The organism is Acidovorax sp. GW821-FHT10E03, from assembly GCF_059415205.1.
In genome coordinates this window covers 108911-124106 of record NZ_JBWKMU010000016.1, presented here as the reverse complement: position 1 = coordinate 124106, position 15196 = coordinate 108911, and the positions used below count along the sequence as shown (strand labels likewise).

Genomic DNA, 15196 nt, shown 5'->3' with positions numbered 1-15196 from the left:
ACGAAGAAAGAAGAACAAGAAGGGCAGGCGAGAGGGACGGGCAACACGGCGACCGACCGGTGGGGCCGGGCGCGCGGGGCCCATGCCGTCAGGGTCAGCAAAAACGATGCCCGCTTTGGTGGTTGTAATGTCAGGCAGCGGACCATTGTTCACCGAAGCGGTGCAGGCGCGCATGCAGGGTTTCCCGAAATGGTGCGCCGCAGGCACACCCGCCGGCCGCTCCGGCGCTGAAGGCCCCGCCACGGTGCATGCCAGGGGGGCTGGCAGGCGCCGCGGGCATTGCACCCGCGGCGCGGCGCCCTTACTTGGGGCGTGCCGCCGCGCTGGCCACGGCCAGCGCCGTCATGTTGAACACGCGGCGCACGGTGGCGGCGGGGGTGAGGATGTAGGCCGTGGCCGCACCGCCCATGAGGATGGGGCCCACGGTCACGCCGCCGCTGGTCGTGGTCTTGAGCACGTTGTAGAGGATGTTGGCCGCGTCCAGGTTGGGGCAGATCAGCAGGTTGGCCGAATCGGTGAGCGTGGAGTCCGCCATGTAGGCGTTGCGGATGTTGGGCTCCAGCGCGGCATCGCCATGCAGTTCGCCGTCGCATTCGATCCCGGGGTGGGCGGCCACGAACAGGTCGCGCGCCTCGCGCATCTTGCGGGCCGAGGCGCGCTTGGACGAGCCATAGCTGGAGTGCGACAGGAAGGCGACCTTGGCCGGCAGGCCAAAGCGTTGCACCTCCTGCACCGACATCCAGGCGATGTCCGCCAGCTGCTGGGCCGTGGGGTTCTCGTTCACATAGGTGTCGGCGATGAAGAGCGTGCCCCGGTTGGTCATCAGCGCGTTGAGCGCGGCGTAGTCGTTCACGCCCTCCTCGCGGCCCAGGATGCTGTGGATGCGTTCCAGGTGCGTTTCATAGGTGCCCACCAGGCCGCAGATCATGGCGTCGGCATCGCCCAGCGCGACCATCAGCGAGGCGATGATGGTGTTGGAGCGGCGCACGGCGGCCTTGGCCACCTCGGGCGTGGCGCCGTTGCGCTTCATGAGCTGGTGGTAGTGCTCCCAGTACTGGCGAAACCGGGGGTCGTCCTCGGGGTTGCACACTTCCACGTCCTGTCCCAGGCGCATGCGCAGGCCGGCCTTCTCGATGCGGGCGGCGATGACGGCGGGGCGGCCGATCAGGATGGGCACGGCGATCTTGTCGTCGATGGCCATCTGCGCGGCACGCAGCGCGCGCTCGTCCTCGCCGTCGGCATAGGCCACGCGCTTTTGCGCGTCCGGCAGGGCCTTGGCCGCGTTGATCACGGGGCGCATCAGCATGCCGGTCTGGTAGACGAAGCGCGACAGGGCCTCCTTGTAGGCCTCCATGTCGGTGATGGGGCGCGTGGCCACGCCCGATTCGGCCGCGGCCTTCGCCACCGCGGGCGCGATCTTGAGGATCAGGCGCGAGTCGAACGGCGTGGGGATCAGGTAGTCCGGGCCGAAGGTGAGCTCCTTGCCCGCATAGGCGCTGGCCACCTCTTCGCTGATGTCGGCCTTGGCCAGGTCGGCGATCTGGCGCACGCAGGCAAGCTTCATCGCCTCGGTGATCTTCGTGGCGCCGCAGTCGAGCGCGCCCCGGAAGATGTAGGGGAAGCACAGGACGTTGTTGACCTGGTTGGGATAGTCCGAGCGGCCCGTGGCGATGATGCAGTCGGGGCGGATGGCCTTGGCGAGTTCGGGGCGGATCTCGGGCTCGGGGTTGGCCAGGGCCAGGATGATGGGTCTGTCGGCCATCGTCTTGACCATCTCGGCCGTGAGCACGCCGGGGGCCGAGCAGCCCAGGAAGACATCCGCGCCGTGGACGGCGTCGGCCAGCGTGCGCGCGTCGGTCTTCTGGGCGTAGCGCGCCTTGGATTCGTCGTAGCCGCCGGGGCGGCCTTCATAGATCACGCCCTTGGAGTCGCACATGAAGATGTTTTCCACCTTCACGCCCAGGCCCACCATCACGCCCACGCAGGCAATCGCGGCCGCGCCCGCGCCCGAGACGGCGATCTTCACCGCGCCGATGTCCTTGCCCACCAGCTCCAGGCCGTTGAGCAGCGCGGCGCTGGAGATGATGGCCGTGCCGTGCTGGTCGTCGTGGAAGACGGGAATGTTCAGCCGGTCGGACAGCTGCTTTTCGATGTAGAAGCACTCGGGAGCCTTGATGTCCTCGAGGTTGATGCCGCCCAGCGTGGGTTCCAGCGCGGCGATGATCTCCACCAGCTTGTCCGGGTCGCGCTCGGCCAGTTCGATGTCGAACACGTCGACGCCCGCGAACTTCTTGAACAGGCAGCCCTTGCCCTCCATCACCGGCTTGCCGGCCAGCGGGCCGATGTCGCCCAGGCCCAGCACGGCGGTGCCGTTGGTGATCACGCCCACGAGGTTGCCGCGCGAGGTGTAGTCGAACGCCTTGGACGGGTCGGCCTGGATGTCCAGGCAGGGGTAGGCCACGCCGGGCGAGTACGCCAGCGACAGGTCGCGCTGGTTGGACAGGGGCTTGGTGGGAGTGACCGAAATCTTGCCCCGGCTGGGGTTGCGGTGGTACTCGCGCGCGGCGTCGCGCAGGGCCTCTTCGGCGGCGGAAAGTGTCTGGGTCATACGGAAATCCTGGAGATGCTCAGCAAAATGCCAAATGAGCTTACCCCATGGCAGGAGGCGCCGGAATGGGGGTTAATGCCTTCATTGCATGGAATCCGCCCCTCGCCGGATACCGGCCGCCCGGGCGCGCGCCGGGCCCGTGGAGGGCCCGCGCAGCGGCAGGGGCAGCGCGGGCCGGGCGTGGGCGGGGCTTGCGCGGGCTGCGGGCTTCCACGTCGCCACCGTGCGCGCCGTTGCGGAGGCACTCTGCGTGGCGCGTTCGGCCGCCCATTCCACCGGCCTTGGTCACAGGTGTTTTGCTGCGGCGGGTGCCGGCTGCCCGATGCCGCCGGCCCGCCCCCGCGCCGGGGTGGCGCGCGGCCGCGGGCCCCTCCATCAATGTGCGTCGGCCTGGCGGGCCGCATTCACGGCGGCCGAGGTGTCGCGGCTGGCGCCATTGAAGAACACATTCAGCGCCACGGCCGTGATCGAGGCCAGCAGGATGCCGGATTCGATGAGGGGGTGGATGGCGTGTGGCATCCACTGGCGGAAGTTGGGAGCGATCAGCGGGATCATGCCCACGCCGATCGACACCGCCACGATCATGGCGTTGAAGCGGTTGTTCTTGAAGTCCACGCCGCCCAGGATGCGGATGCCCGTGGCGGCCACCATGCCGAACATCACCAGGCCCGCACCCCCCAGCACCATGGTGGGCAGGGACTCCACCAGCGCCGCCATCTTGGGCAGCACGCCCAGCACGATGAGGATCACGCCGCCCGCCACGCAGACAAAGCGGCTCTTGACGCCCGTGACCGCCACGAGCCCCACGTTCTGCGAGAAGCTGGTGTACGGAAAGGTGTTGAAGATCCCGCCCAGCAGCGTGCCCAGGCCGTCGGTGCGCAGTCCGCGCGTGAGCGCGTTCTGGTCGATCTTGCGGTCGGTCATCTCGCCCAGCGCCAGGAACATGCCCGTGGATTCGATCATCACGACGATCATCACGAGGGTCATCGTCAGGATCAGGATGGGGTCGAACACCGGGCTGGCGATCTCGAACGGCAGGACCAGGTCGAACCACTGGGCCTTGGCCACCTTCTCGAACGACATCAGCCCCATGGCCACGGCCACCACGGCGCCGATGACGATGCCCAGCAGCACCGAGATGTTGGCGACGAACCCCTTGGCGAACTTGGCGATCAGCAGGATGGAGACCAGCACCAGGGCCGAAATGCCGACGCCCGTGAGGTCCGCGTAGCGCGGGTTGGGTACCGTGGGCACCACGGCGAATCCCTTGGGGACGGGGGGCAGCGACGAGCCCGGAGCGCCCGCCGCGGACTGCATCTCGGTGAGCCACTTGAGGTGCTCGGGGTTCACCATGCTGGGGGCCGTGGGGCCCACCGGGTTGCCAAAGATCCAGTTGATCCCCACGCGCATGAGGCTGATGCCGATGGTGGCAATGATGGTGCCGGTGACCACGGGGGGGAAGAACCGCAGCATGCGGCTGACCAGGGGCGCGATCAGGATCGAGATGACCCCCGCGCCGATCACCGAGCCGAAGATCAGCCCGGCGCCGGCCGTGCCGCCCGTGCTCTGCGCCATCGACACCATGGGCGCGACGGAGGCGAAGGTCACGCCCATCATCACCGGCAGCTGGATGCCGAACCAGCGCGACGCGCCCAGGGCCTGGATCAGGGTGACGAGCCCGCAGACGAACAGGTCCGCCGAGATGAGCTTGGCCACCTGGTCGGGAGTGAGGTTGAGGGCCCGGCCCACGATGAGGGGCACGGCCACGGCGCCGGCATACATCACCAGCACGTGTTGCAGGCCCAGGGCCGTGAGCCGGCCCACCGGCAAATGTTCGTCCACGGGATGTACGGGCGGGTGCATGGGAGGTTCCTTTGGGTTGACGGGGGTGTGGGGATTCAGGGGTGGAGACGGCGCATCAGATGGTGCACAGTTGTCCATACAAAAATCGTATACACATTAGCCCGGCCGTTGATCAAGGTAAACCCTAGGGCGTGCCAGGGCCTCGCGCGCCGCACGAAAAAAAAGGAGCGGTCGGCCGGGGCCGCCGCAAGGGAGGGGGCGGGGCGGCCCGGCCGCTAGGGACCGGCCGGCGCGCGCTTGCCCAGCGGTGTGAGCGAGTCGCGCAGGCGGTCCCGCACCAGGGGCTCGGTGGGGTTCAGCGCGCCTTCCACATGGCCGATGTGCGTGAGCATGCGTTCGCGCGCCAGGGCGGTGTCGCCGGCCTCCAGCGCCTGCACGATGGCCGCGTGTTCGGCGCAGGACTGGCTCGCCTCGTGCCGCGACTGGTAGAGCGACGCCGCCAGCGTGGTGCGCGCCGTGAGGTCGCGCAGGATGTCGCTGAGGCTGCGGTGGCCCATCGCCTCGGCCAGGCAGACATGGAAGTCCGCCAGCAGGAAGGCGCGCGTCGCGGCGTCGGCGCCCTCGATGGCCTGCTGTTCCTGCGCGATGTGGGCACGCAGGCGGCGCGTCACGGCCTGCAGCGGCCGGCCCGCGTCCGCCAGGATGCCCGACTCGATGATGCGCCGTGCCGAGAAGGCATCGCGCGCGTCCTCCACCGAGGGCTCCACCACATACCAGCCCCGGCGCGGGCGCACCTCGACGAAGCCGCGCGCCTGCAGCTGCATGAGGGCTTCGCGCACCAGGGTGCGGCTCACGCCGAAGAGATCGGCCAGTTCCTGCTCGCCCAGGCGCTCGCCCGGGGCGAGCTTCTGGGCGAGGATGGATTCCACCACCTGCTGGGTGATCTGGGTCTGGTTGATGCTCATGGCCGGATTGTCGCGTGGTGGGCGGGGGCGGAGCCCTGTCAGGCGCGCGGCAGCGGCGGCTCGCGGCCGTCCAGCACGGCGTGGGCCCGTTCGCGGTCGATGTCGCCTTCCCAGGCCGCCACGGCCACGGTGGCCACGCAGTTGCCGATCAGGTTGCCCAGGGCGCGGGCGATGCCCATGAACCAGTCCACCGACAGCACCAGCACGAGGCCGATGGCCGGGATGGCGGGAATCGCCTGCAGCGTGGCGGCCAGCACCACGATGGCCGAGCCCGGCACGCCGTGCGCGCCCTTGGACGTGACCAGCGAGATCGCCAGGATGGTGAGCAGGTCGGCCATCGAGATCGGCGTGTTCGTGGCCTGGGCGATGAACACGGCGGCCAGCGTGATGTAGATCGAGAAAGCGTCCAGGTTGAACGAATAGCCCGTGGGGATGACCAGGCCCACGGTCGAATCGCGGATGCCCAGGTGCTTGAGCTTTGCCATGATCTGCGGCAGCACGCTGTCCGACGAGGTGGTGGCGAACACCACGGCCAGCTCCTCGCGCAGGTAGCGCAGCAGCTTGAACAGGCTGAAGCCCGAGAAACGCATGATGAGGCCCAGCACCACCACCACGAACAGGAACACCGCCGCATAGAACAGCACCACCAGCATGCCCAGCTGCTTGAGCGAGCCGATGCCGTACTTGCCCACCGTGAAGGCGATGGCGCCCAGCACGCCCAGCGGCGCCAGCTTGATGATCAGGCCCATGGTCTTGAAGAACACGTGCGACAGGTCTTCGATGAGGGTGGTGACCCGCGCGCCACGCTCGCCCATCAGCGCCAGCGCGCAGCCGAAGACGATGGAGAACAGCAGCACCTGCAGCACGTCGCCATTGGCGAAGGCGCTCACGGCCGTGGTGGGGATGAGCTTGAGCAAGAAGTCGCTGAAGCCGCCGCCGGTGAGCTTGCTCGCGTTTTCCGCATAGGCGCCCATGGCCTTGGGGTCGAGCGCCTTGGGGTCGATGTTCATGCCCACGCCGGGTTCGAACCAGAACGCGAGCGCCAGGCCGAGCACCAGCGCGATGGACGTGACGACCTCGAAGTAGATCAGCGACTTGACGCCCACGCGGCCCACGCGCCTGAGGTCGCCTGTGCCGGCGATGCCGTGCACCACCACGCAAAAGACGATGAGCGGAATCAGCATCTTGATGAGCTTGATGAAGCCGTCGCCCAGGGGCTTGAGCTGCACGGCGGTATCGGGCCAGAACAGCCCGACGGCCACGCCGGCAATCAGGGCCAGGATCACCCGGCCAAACAGGGAGTTGAGGAAGCGGAGCATGGGAAACCCTTTGAAAAGGAAGGAACTTGCATGGCGATCAATCTTGCATACAAGAACTGTAGACAAGTGCGGCCGCCCGGAACATGGGGTTATCCCGGGCTGGGGCCTGCCCGGGAAGGGGCCTCAGTGCGCCCGCACGGGTGCGTGGAGCCCTGCCGCCGGCGTGGGCGGTTGAAGTTCTTTTGACTTGCGCGCGGGGTATCGCCGGGCGTGGTGCGCCACAATCGCCCGCGGAGACCACCCATGACCCGCAACGACCCCGTGCCCGATCCCGTCCGCCAGGGCGGAGACTTCCTTGAATACCTGTACCGCGTGGCCGTGCGCCGCGCGCTGCCGCTGCACAACACCGCAGCTTTCCTGCCCGCGCCGCCCAGCCGCGAGAGCGGCGGCCGCACCCTGGTGCTGGGCGCGGGCAAGGCCGGTGGCGCCATGGCGCAGGCCGTGGAGGCGCTGTGGCCCGCCGACGCGCCGCTGTCGGGCCTCGTGGTCACGCGCTACCACCACACGCCGCCGCGCCCCGAGGGGCTGGCGCAGCGCATCGAAGTGGTGGAGGCCGCCCACCCCGTGCCCGACGCGGCGGGCCTGGCCGCCGCGCAGCGCATGCTCGAATGCACCCGGGGGCTGACCGGGAACGACCTCGTGCTGTGCCTGATCTCGGGCGGCGGCTCGGCCCTGCTCACGCTGCCGGCCGAGGGCCTGACGCTCGAGGACAAGCAGTGCATCAACAAGGCGCTGCTGGAGAGCGGCGCCGCCATCGACGAGATGAACTGCGTGCGCAAGCACCTCTCGCGCATCAAGGGTGGGCGCCTTGCGGCGGCCTGCGCGCCAGCGCGCGTGGTCACGCTCACCATCAGCGACGTGCCGGGGGACGACCCCTCGGTCATCGCCAGCGGCCCCACCGTGCCCGACGCCACGACCTGCGCGGACGCGCTGGCCATCCTGGCGCGTTATCGCATCGACATCCCCGACAGCGTGCGTGCCGCGCTGGAGGCGGGTGATCTGGAAACCCCCAAGCCCGGCGACGCCGTGTTCGCAGGCCACGCCGTGCACATGACGGCCACGCCGCAGCAGTCGCTGGAGGCCGCGGCCGAGGCCGCGCGCGCGGCGGGCGTGCCGGCCTACATCCTCTCGGACGAGATCGAGGGCGAATCGCGCGAGGTGGGCAAGGTGCACGCCGCGCTGGCCCGTGCCGTGGCGCGCCACGGCCAGCCGTTCGCGCGGCCCTGCGTGATCCTCTCGGGCGGCGAGACCACCGTCACCGTGCGGCAGCGGCCACCTGGCGCCCCCAGGGGCCGGGGCGGCCGGGCGGGCGAGTTCTGCATGGGGCTGGCGCAGGCGCTGCAAGGGCAGGCGGGCGTGTGGGCGCTGGCGGCGGACACGGACGGCATCGACGGCGTGGAAGACAACGCCGGTGCCCGCGTCGCGCCCGACACCCTGGCGCGCGCTGCCGCGCAGGGCCTCTCCGTCACGGACCACCTGGACCGCAACGACGCCTATGGCTACTTCGAGGCGCTGGGCGACCTCGTCATCACGGGGCCCACGCACACCAATGTCAACGACTTCCGGGCGATCCTGATTTTGTAGCGGCTCGCGCTTGTCTTGCCAGGGTTTCAAGCAATAAATGCCTGAAACCGTTGACTGGCAAGCGCGGGCAGCTCACTTTTTTGACAAGCCTTCGCGCGGCAAGGACGCCACCCAGTCCTTGCCGAAGCGCCCCTGCAAAAACGCGACGAAGGCCTGCACCTTCTGCGGCACCAGGCGCGGCGACGGGTACACCGCATGGATCTCCTGCTCGGGCAGGCGGCAGGTCTTGAGCACCTCCACCACGCGCCCGGCGGCCAGCGATTCGACCGCCACGTAGTGCGGCAGCGCCGCGATGCCCATGTGCGCGCGCGCCGCCGCCAGCAGGGCCGAGAGGTTGTTGGAGCGCAGCCGCCCCGTGACGGGCACCGACACCGCCTCGCCGCTCGCATTGCGCAGCCGCCACAGGTCGTTGCCCTGCACGCTGCTGTAGATCAGCGTGGCGTGGTCCTTCAGGTCCGACGGCCGGCGCGGCGTGCCGTGGCGGCGCAGGTAGGTGGGCGAGGCCACCAGCACCCAGGGGTTCATGCCCAGCGTGCGCGCACCCAGGGCCGAGTCGGCGAGCTTGCCCAGGCGGATCGCCACGTCGATGCCCTGGGCCACCAGGTCGGTATAACGGTCCTCGAAGCTCAGGTCCAGCTGCACCTGCGGGTTCTGCGCCATGAACTCCAGCGCCAGCGGCACCACCACGCGCCGCCCGAACGCGACCGAGCTGCCCACGCGCAGCTGGCCGTGCACCTGTGTCTGGCGCACGCGCACCACGCTCTCGGCCTCGGCCACATCGGTCACGATGGCCTTGCACTTTTCGTAGTACAGCGCGCCGGGCTCGGTCAGGCTCACGCCGCGCGTGTTGCGGTTGAGCAGCCGCACCTTCAGGTGCGCCTCCATGGCGGCGACCTGCTTGGTCACCGTGGGCTGCGTGGTGGCGAACTCCCGCGCCACCTTGGTGAAGCTGCCGGTCTCCACCACGCGCACGAACATCTGCATGGCATCGAGGCGGTCCATGGTCTGTCTCCTGTTGCTGTCCAGATTTATTCCTGGCTGGAATAAATTTTATGGTCCATCGCCACCTTCCGCCCAACGAGGGGCTTGCCTAAAGTTTGACCATCCACAAGGAGGTCAAGCAATGGCAAGAATGAAGGCAATCGAAGCGGCCGTGAAGGTGCTCGAGAAGGAAGGCGTGAGCGTCGCGTTCGGCGTGCCCGGCGCCGCCATCAACCCGCTGTACGCGGCGCTGAAGGCGCATGGCGGCATAGGCCACATCCTGGCGCGCCATGTCGAAGGCGCCAGCCACATGGCCGAGGGCTACACCCGCGCCGTGGCCGGCAACATCGGCGTGTGCATCGGCACCAGCGGCCCGGCCGGCACCGACATGGTCACCGGCCTGTACTCGGCCAGCGCGGATTCCATCCCCATCCTGTGCATCACCGGCCAGGCGCCGCGCGCCCGCCTGCACAAGGAAGACTTCCAGGCCGTGGACATCGCCACCATCGCCAAGAGCGTGACCAAGTGGGCCACCACGGTGCTGGAGCCCGCGCAGGTGCCGCAGGCGTTCCAGCAGGCGTTCCACCTCATGCGCTCCGGCCGGCCCGGGCCGGTGCTCATCGACCTGCCCATCGACGTGCAACTGGCCGAGATCGAGTTCGACCCCGACACCTACGAACCCCTGGTGCCCTACAAGCCCGCCGCCACGCGTGCCCAGATCGAGAAGGCGCTGGCCATGCTGAACGACGCCGAGCGCCCGCTGATCGTCGCGGGCGGCGGCATCATCAACGCCGATGCATCCGGCCTGCTCGTGGAGTTTGCCGAAGTGCTGGGCGTGCCGGTGATTCCCACCCTCATGGGCTGGGGCAGCATCCCCGACGACCACCCGCTCATGGCCGGCATGTGCGGCCTGCAGACCAGCCAGCGCTACGGCAATGCCAGCATGCTCGCCAGCGACTTCGTGCTGGGCATCGGCAACCGCTGGGCCAACCGGCACACGGGCTCGGTCGATGTCTACACCCGGGGCCGGAAGTTCGTGCATGTGGACATCGAGCCCACGCAGATCGGCCGCGTGTTCGCGCCGGACTTCGGCATCGTCTCGGACGCGGGCGCCGCGCTCAGGCTCTTCGTGGACGTGGCGCGCGAATGGCAGGCCGCGGGGCGCCTGAAGGACCGCAGCGGCTGGGCCGCAGAATGCCTGGGCCGCAAGCACAGCGTGGACTACCTGCGCAAGACCCACTTCGACAGCGTGCCCATGAAGCCGCAGCGTGTGTACCAGTGCATGAACCGCGCGCTGGGCAAGGACGTGTGCTACGTCTCCACCATCGGCCTGTCGCAGATCGCGGGCGCGCAGTTCCTGCATGTGTACCAGCCGCGCCACTGGATCAACTGCGGCCAGGCCGGGCCGCTGGGCTGGACGGTGCCCGCCGCCCTGGGCGTGCGCGTGGCCGACCCGGCACGCAAGATCGTGGCGCTGTCGGGCGACTACGACTTCCAGTTCATGATCGAGGAGCTGGCCGTGGGCGCGCAGTTCAAGCTGCCCTACCTCCACGTGCTGGTCAACAACAGCTACCTGGGCCTGATCCGCCAGGCGCAGCGAACCTTCAGCATCGACTACTGCGTGCAGCTCGCGTTCGACAACGTGAACATGCCCCAGGGCGAGGTGGCGCGCGGCTACGGCGTGGACCACGTGAAGGTGGTCGAGGGCCTGGGCTGCAAGGCCATCCGCGTGCACCGCCCCGAGGAGTTCGCGCCCGCCCTCGCCCAGGCCGAGGCCTGGATGACCGAGCACGCAACGCCCGTGGTCATCGAGGTGATCCTGGAGCGCGTGACCAACATCGCCATGGGCACCGAGATCGACAACATCGTCGAGTTCGAGGAACTGGCGACGCAACCGGCCGACGCGCCCAGTGCGCTGGCCATGCTGGATTGATGCAGCGCCCGTCGGGGCAGATCTATCCCGCCAACCGTCCGCCCGGAGTCTGTCGAAGGCCGCCCCTGCGCCCTGGCTCCGACAGGCTTGGCCCGAAAGGTTGCTGGCCAGGAGCCCGCCCCAGCCTCCATTCTCTTTTCACCGATACCGGAGACTTTTTCATGCCCCGTTTTGCTGCCAACCTCAGCATGCTGTTCACCGAGGTGCCTTTTCTCGATCGCTTCGAGCGCGCTGCGCGCACGGGCTTTGAGGCCGTGGAGTTCCTCTTTCCCTACGAGTTTGCGGCGGAGGACATCCGCGCGCGCATCGACACACACCAGCTGCAGATCGTGCTGCACAACCTGCCCGCCGGCGACTGGGCCGCAGGAGAGCGCGGCATCGCCTGCCACCCCGATCGCATCGCCGAGTTCCGAGCGGGTGTGGCCCAGGCCGTCACCTACGCCAAGGCCCTGGGTGTGCCCCAGCTCAACTGCCTGGCGGGCAAGGCGCCTGCCGGTGTGGCGGCCGACGTGCTGCGCCGCACCCTGGTCGAGAACCTGCGCTTTGCGGCCACCGAGCTGAAGGCCGCTGGCCTGCGCCTGCTGATCGAGCCCATCAACCCGTTCGACATCCCGGGTTTCTACCTGACCCGCACGGACCAGGCACTGGACATCTTGGGCGAAGTGGACGCCAGCAACGCCTTCGTGCAGTACGACATCTACCACGCGCAGCGCACCGAAGGCGAAATCGCCGCCACGCTGCAAAAGCACCTGCCGCGCATCGGCCACGTGCAGCTGGCCGACAACCCCGGCCGCAACGAGCCGGGCACGGGCGAGATCAACTACCGCTACCTGTTCGCGCACCTGGACCGCATCGGCTACGACGGCTGGGTGGGCTGCGAATACCGCCCTGCACGCACCACGGAAATCGGCCTGGGTTGGCGTACGGCGCTGACCGCATGAGCCACGACGACGGATTGACGAATTACCACCAAACAAGGAGAACAAGAACGTGACTGACGCCCCCCTCAAACTCGGTTTCATCGGCCTGGGCATCATGGGCGCGCCCATGTGTGGTCACCTCATCGCTGCGGGCCACCAGTTGTACGTGCACACCCGTGGCCGCGTGGCGCCGCAGATCGCGGAGAGCAGCGCCACACAGTGCACCACCGCGCGCGGCGTGGCCGAGCGGGCCGACATCGTCTTTCTGATGCTGCCCGACACGCCGGATGTGGAGAAGGTCCTGTTCGGCGCCGACGGCGTGGCCCAGGGCCTCAAGGGCAATGCCGGCAGCAAGGCCAAGGTGGTGGTGGACATGAGCTCCATCTCGCCCGTGGCCACCAAGGACTTCGCGGCGCGCATCGAGGCCGTGGGCGCGCAGTACCTGGATGCCCCCGTCTCGGGCGGCGAGCTGGGCGCGAAGAACGCCACCCTGTCCATCATGGTCGGCGGCCCCGAAGCGGTGTTCGACCGCATCCGGCCGCTGTTCGAGCGCCTGGGCAAGAACATCACCCTGGTGGGCGGCAACGGCGACGGCCAGACCGCCAAGGTGGCCAATCAGATCATCGTCGCCCTGAACATCGAGGCCGTGGCCGAAGCGCTGCTCTTCGCCGCCCGCGCGGGCGCCGACCCGGCCCGCGTGCGCCAGGCGCTGCTGGGCGGCTTCGCATCGTCAAAGGTCCTGGAGGTGCATGCCGAGCGCATGATCCAGCGCAGGTTTGAGCCCGGCTTTCGCATCGGGCTGCACCAGAAGGATCTGAACCTTGCGCTGTCGAGCGCTCGGGCGCTCGGCGTGCCTCTGCCCAACACGGCTATGGCGCAGGAGCTGTTCAATGCCTGCGTGGCGCATGGCGGCCAGGGGTGGGACCACTCGGCGATGGTGCGGGCGCTGGAGAAGATGGCGAATTTCGAGATCGGGCAGGCAGTGCCGGCCTGACGTGGGCCGCCATGAAAAATCCCGCTGGCCTTTCGGTGAGCGGGATCTTTGAAAAAATGGCTGCCAGCGCTTGTTCATCAAGCGCGGTTAGCTATTGATTCAGGAGCAATCAATACCCCAGCGTCTTCCCATCCGGGTTGCGCGGGTCCGAGTAGCCATACAGCGCGCCGCCCCGGATCTGGATGGTCTGCGTGCGGCCCATCGACGGCTTGACTGCGATGTTGTGGCCGCGCTGCTTGAGCAGGGCCAGGGTGTCGGGCGAGAGGCCCTTTTCCACGCGCAGTTCATCGGGCGTCCACTGGTGGTGTACGCGGGGTGCGGCAGCGGCTTCGGCGGGGTTCATGCCGAAGTCGATGGTGTTGACCACCGTCTGCAGCACCGTGGTGATGATGCGCGCGCCGCCGGGGCTGCCGGTGACCAGCGTGGGCTTGCCGTCCTTCAGCACCAGGGTGGGTGTCATCGACGACAGGGGGCGCTTCTTGGCTGCAACTGCGTTGGCGTCGCCGCCGACCAGGCCGTAGGCGTTGGCCACGCCGGGCTTGGCCGAGAAGTCGTCCATCTCGTTGTTGAGCAGGATGCCCGTACCCTTGGCGACGATGCCGCTGCCGAAGTTGGTGTTCAGCGTGTACGTCACGGCCACGGCGTTGCCGGCCTTGTCCACCACCGAGTAGTGGGTGGTCTGGTCGCTCTCATACGGCTGGGGCTGGCCGGGCTTGATGCTCTTGCCGCTGCGTGCGGTGTTGGCGTCGATGCCCTTGGCCAGGGATTCGGCGTAGCGCTTGGAGGTCAGGCCCTTCAGGGGAATCTTCACGAAATCCGGGTCGCCAAGGTACTCGGCGCGGTCGGCGTAGGCGAGCTTCATGCTCTCGGCCATGTAGTGGATGGTCTGCGCGCTGTTGGGGCCCCACTGGGCCAGGGGCAGGGGCTCCAGCATGTTCAGGATCTGCACCAGGTGCGGGCCGCCGGAGGAGGGTGGCGGCATGGTCACGATTTCGTAGCCCCGGTAGGTGCCGCGCGTGGGCACGCGCTCGGCCACCTTGTATTCGCGCAGGTCCTGCAGGCTGATGGCGCCTGCGTGCGGGGCCATCTCGGCCGCGATCTTCTGGGCGATCTCGCCTTCGTAGAACGCCTTGGCGCCCTGCTGACCGATCAGGCGCATGGACTGGGCCAGGTCTTTTTGCACCAGCGGGTCGCCCACCTTCAGGGGCTCGCCGTTCTTCCAGAAGATGGCCTGGGTGGCGGGCCACTTGCCCATGTTCTTCTTTTCCTGCTGCAGGATCTTGGCCAGGGTTTCGCTCACCGGGAAGCCCTTGTCGGCCAGCTCGATGGCGGGAGCGATCACACGCGACAGGGGCAGGGTGCCCCAGCTTTTGAGCGCATGTTCCATGCCGGCCACGGTGCCGGGCACGCCCACGGCGTAGTGGGTATACAGCGACTTGCCGTCCACCACATTGCCCTTGGCATCCAGGTACATGTCGCGCGTGGCCTTGATGGGCGCCACTTCGCGGAAGTCGAGCGCCACGCTCTTGTCGGTCTTGGCGTCGTGCACCACCATGAACCCGCCGCCGCCCAGGTTGCCCGCATTGGGCAGGGCCACGGCCAGCGCGAAGCCGATGCCCACGGCCGCGTCCACCGCATTGCCGCCAGCTTTCAGGATATCCAGGCCGATCTGCGAGGCCAGCTCCTGCTCGGTGGCGACCATGCCGTTGCGCGCCACCACCGGGTGGAACACGTCCATGTCGAAGTCGTACGCGGCGCTGGCGGCCTGGGCCGAGGCCGTTTGCTGTACGGCGGGCGCGGGCGCCGCTGCCGTGGTGGGTGTGCTGCCGCAGGCCGTGAGGCTGGCCAGCGCCAGCGCCAGGCTGGAGGCCAGCAGCGTGTGTCGGATGTTCATGGGTGATGCTCCTGAGATGGTTTTTTGCTCTGTAGGAAGGGGAGGGCGGGTGGACCCTGCGAAGGACGCCCGCGGCAAGTGTAGGGTGGGCCCGCGCTGCGTGCGGGCGGCGGGTTATGCCGATTGAGTATGCAGCCTGTGCATGCCCGTCATTCCCGCTTTCTGTGCAGAAGAATGCGGCACGGGGCCGCGCTC

Annotated in this window: 10 protein-coding genes; 4 read left to right on the top strand and 6 right to left on the bottom strand. The window is 68.4% G+C overall.

Going from position 1 to position 15196, the window contains the following annotated elements; all coding sequences use genetic code 11:
- Window positions 1–301 precede the first annotated feature (301 nt).
- The 4 genes from AC07OD_RS25250 to AC07OD_RS25235 form a co-directional block, all read right to left on the bottom strand.
- Entirely contained in the window at window positions 302–2608 is a 2307-nt protein-coding gene (locus tag AC07OD_RS25250) for an NADP-dependent malic enzyme (RefSeq protein ID WP_218293600.1), read from the bottom strand.
- A gap of 375 nt (window positions 2609–2983) precedes the next feature.
- Entirely contained in the window at window positions 2984–4471 is a 1488-nt protein-coding gene (locus AC07OD_RS25245) for a nucleobase:cation symporter-2 family protein (protein WP_494598309.1), read from the bottom strand.
- A 215-nt stretch (window positions 4472–4686) separates the two neighbouring features.
- A complete protein-coding gene (locus AC07OD_RS25240; protein ID WP_492244209.1) occupies window positions 4687–5376 on the bottom strand; it encodes a GntR family transcriptional regulator in 690 nt (229 codons plus the stop codon).
- Between the two features lie 38 nt (window positions 5377–5414).
- The gene (locus tag AC07OD_RS25235) at window positions 5415–6695 is read right to left on the bottom strand and encodes a C4-dicarboxylate transporter DctA (RefSeq protein WP_494598308.1); all 1281 of its coding nucleotides are present in this window, start codon (window positions 6693–6695) and stop codon (window positions 5415–5417) included.
- 243 nt (window positions 6696–6938) lie between these two features.
- On the opposite strand from AC07OD_RS25235, the gene AC07OD_RS25230 reads away from it, so the two are divergent.
- Complete coding sequence (locus AC07OD_RS25230; RefSeq protein WP_494598307.1) at window positions 6939–8279, top strand: glycerate kinase type-2 family protein; 1341 nt, start codon at window positions 6939–6941, stop codon at window positions 8277–8279.
- 72 nt (window positions 8280–8351) lie between these two features.
- Here AC07OD_RS25230 and AC07OD_RS25225 read toward each other — a convergent pair whose 3' ends face one another.
- On the bottom strand, window positions 8352–9281 hold the full coding sequence (locus AC07OD_RS25225; RefSeq protein ID WP_218293605.1) for a LysR family transcriptional regulator: 930 nt from the start codon (window positions 9279–9281) through the stop codon (window positions 8352–8354).
- Between the two features lie 121 nt (window positions 9282–9402).
- On the opposite strand from AC07OD_RS25225, the gene gcl reads away from it, so the two are divergent.
- The 3 genes from gcl to glxR all read left to right on the top strand — a co-directional run bounded on the left by gcl (window position 9403) and on the right by glxR (window position 13107).
- A complete protein-coding gene (gene gcl, locus AC07OD_RS25220) occupies window positions 9403–11193 on the top strand; it encodes a glyoxylate carboligase (protein ID WP_494598306.1) in 1791 nt (596 codons plus the stop codon).
- 161 nt (window positions 11194–11354) lie between these two features.
- Window positions 11355–12134, top strand: a complete 780-nt coding sequence (gene hyi / locus AC07OD_RS25215) for a hydroxypyruvate isomerase (RefSeq protein WP_494598305.1) — start codon at window positions 11355–11357, stop codon at window positions 12132–12134.
- Between the two features lie 49 nt (window positions 12135–12183).
- Complete coding sequence (gene glxR, locus AC07OD_RS25210) at window positions 12184–13107, top strand: 2-hydroxy-3-oxopropionate reductase (protein ID WP_494598304.1); 924 nt, start codon at window positions 12184–12186, stop codon at window positions 13105–13107.
- A 109-nt stretch (window positions 13108–13216) separates the two neighbouring features.
- On the opposite strand, the gene ggt is transcribed toward glxR, so the two are convergent.
- Window positions 13217–15001 carry a gamma-glutamyltransferase gene (ggt, locus tag AC07OD_RS25205; RefSeq protein ID WP_494598303.1) on the bottom strand — a complete coding sequence of 595 codons (1785 nt, stop codon included), beginning with the start codon at window positions 14999–15001 and terminating at the stop codon, window positions 13217–13219.
- Between the last annotated feature and the right edge of the window lie 195 nt (window positions 15002–15196).

Bases quoted from the DNA above. Each gene is read 5' to 3' on its own strand.
- AC07OD_RS25250 (WP_218293600.1), bottom strand. From the start codon at position 2,608: ATGACCCAGACACTTTCCGCCGCCGAAGAGGCCCTGCGCGACGCCGCG.
- AC07OD_RS25245 (WP_494598309.1), bottom strand. From the start codon at position 4,471: ATGCACCCGCCCGTACATCCCGTGGACGAACATTTGCCGGTGGGCCGG.
- AC07OD_RS25240 (WP_492244209.1), bottom strand. From the start codon at position 5,376: ATGAGCATCAACCAGACCCAGATCACCCAGCAGGTGGTGGAATCCATC.
- AC07OD_RS25235 (WP_494598308.1), bottom strand. From the start codon at position 6,695: ATGCTCCGCTTCCTCAACTCCCTGTTTGGCCGGGTGATCCTGGCCCTG.
- AC07OD_RS25230 (WP_494598307.1), top strand. From the start codon at position 6,939: ATGACCCGCAACGACCCCGTGCCCGATCCCGTCCGCCAGGGCGGAGAC.
- AC07OD_RS25225 (WP_218293605.1), bottom strand. From the start codon at position 9,281: ATGGACCGCCTCGATGCCATGCAGATGTTCGTGCGCGTGGTGGAGACC.
- gcl (WP_494598306.1), top strand. From the start codon at position 9,403: ATGGCAAGAATGAAGGCAATCGAAGCGGCCGTGAAGGTGCTCGAGAAG.
- hyi (WP_494598305.1), top strand. From the start codon at position 11,355: ATGCCCCGTTTTGCTGCCAACCTCAGCATGCTGTTCACCGAGGTGCCT.
- ggt (WP_494598303.1), bottom strand. From the start codon at position 15,001: ATGAACATCCGACACACGCTGCTGGCCTCCAGCCTGGCGCTGGCGCTG.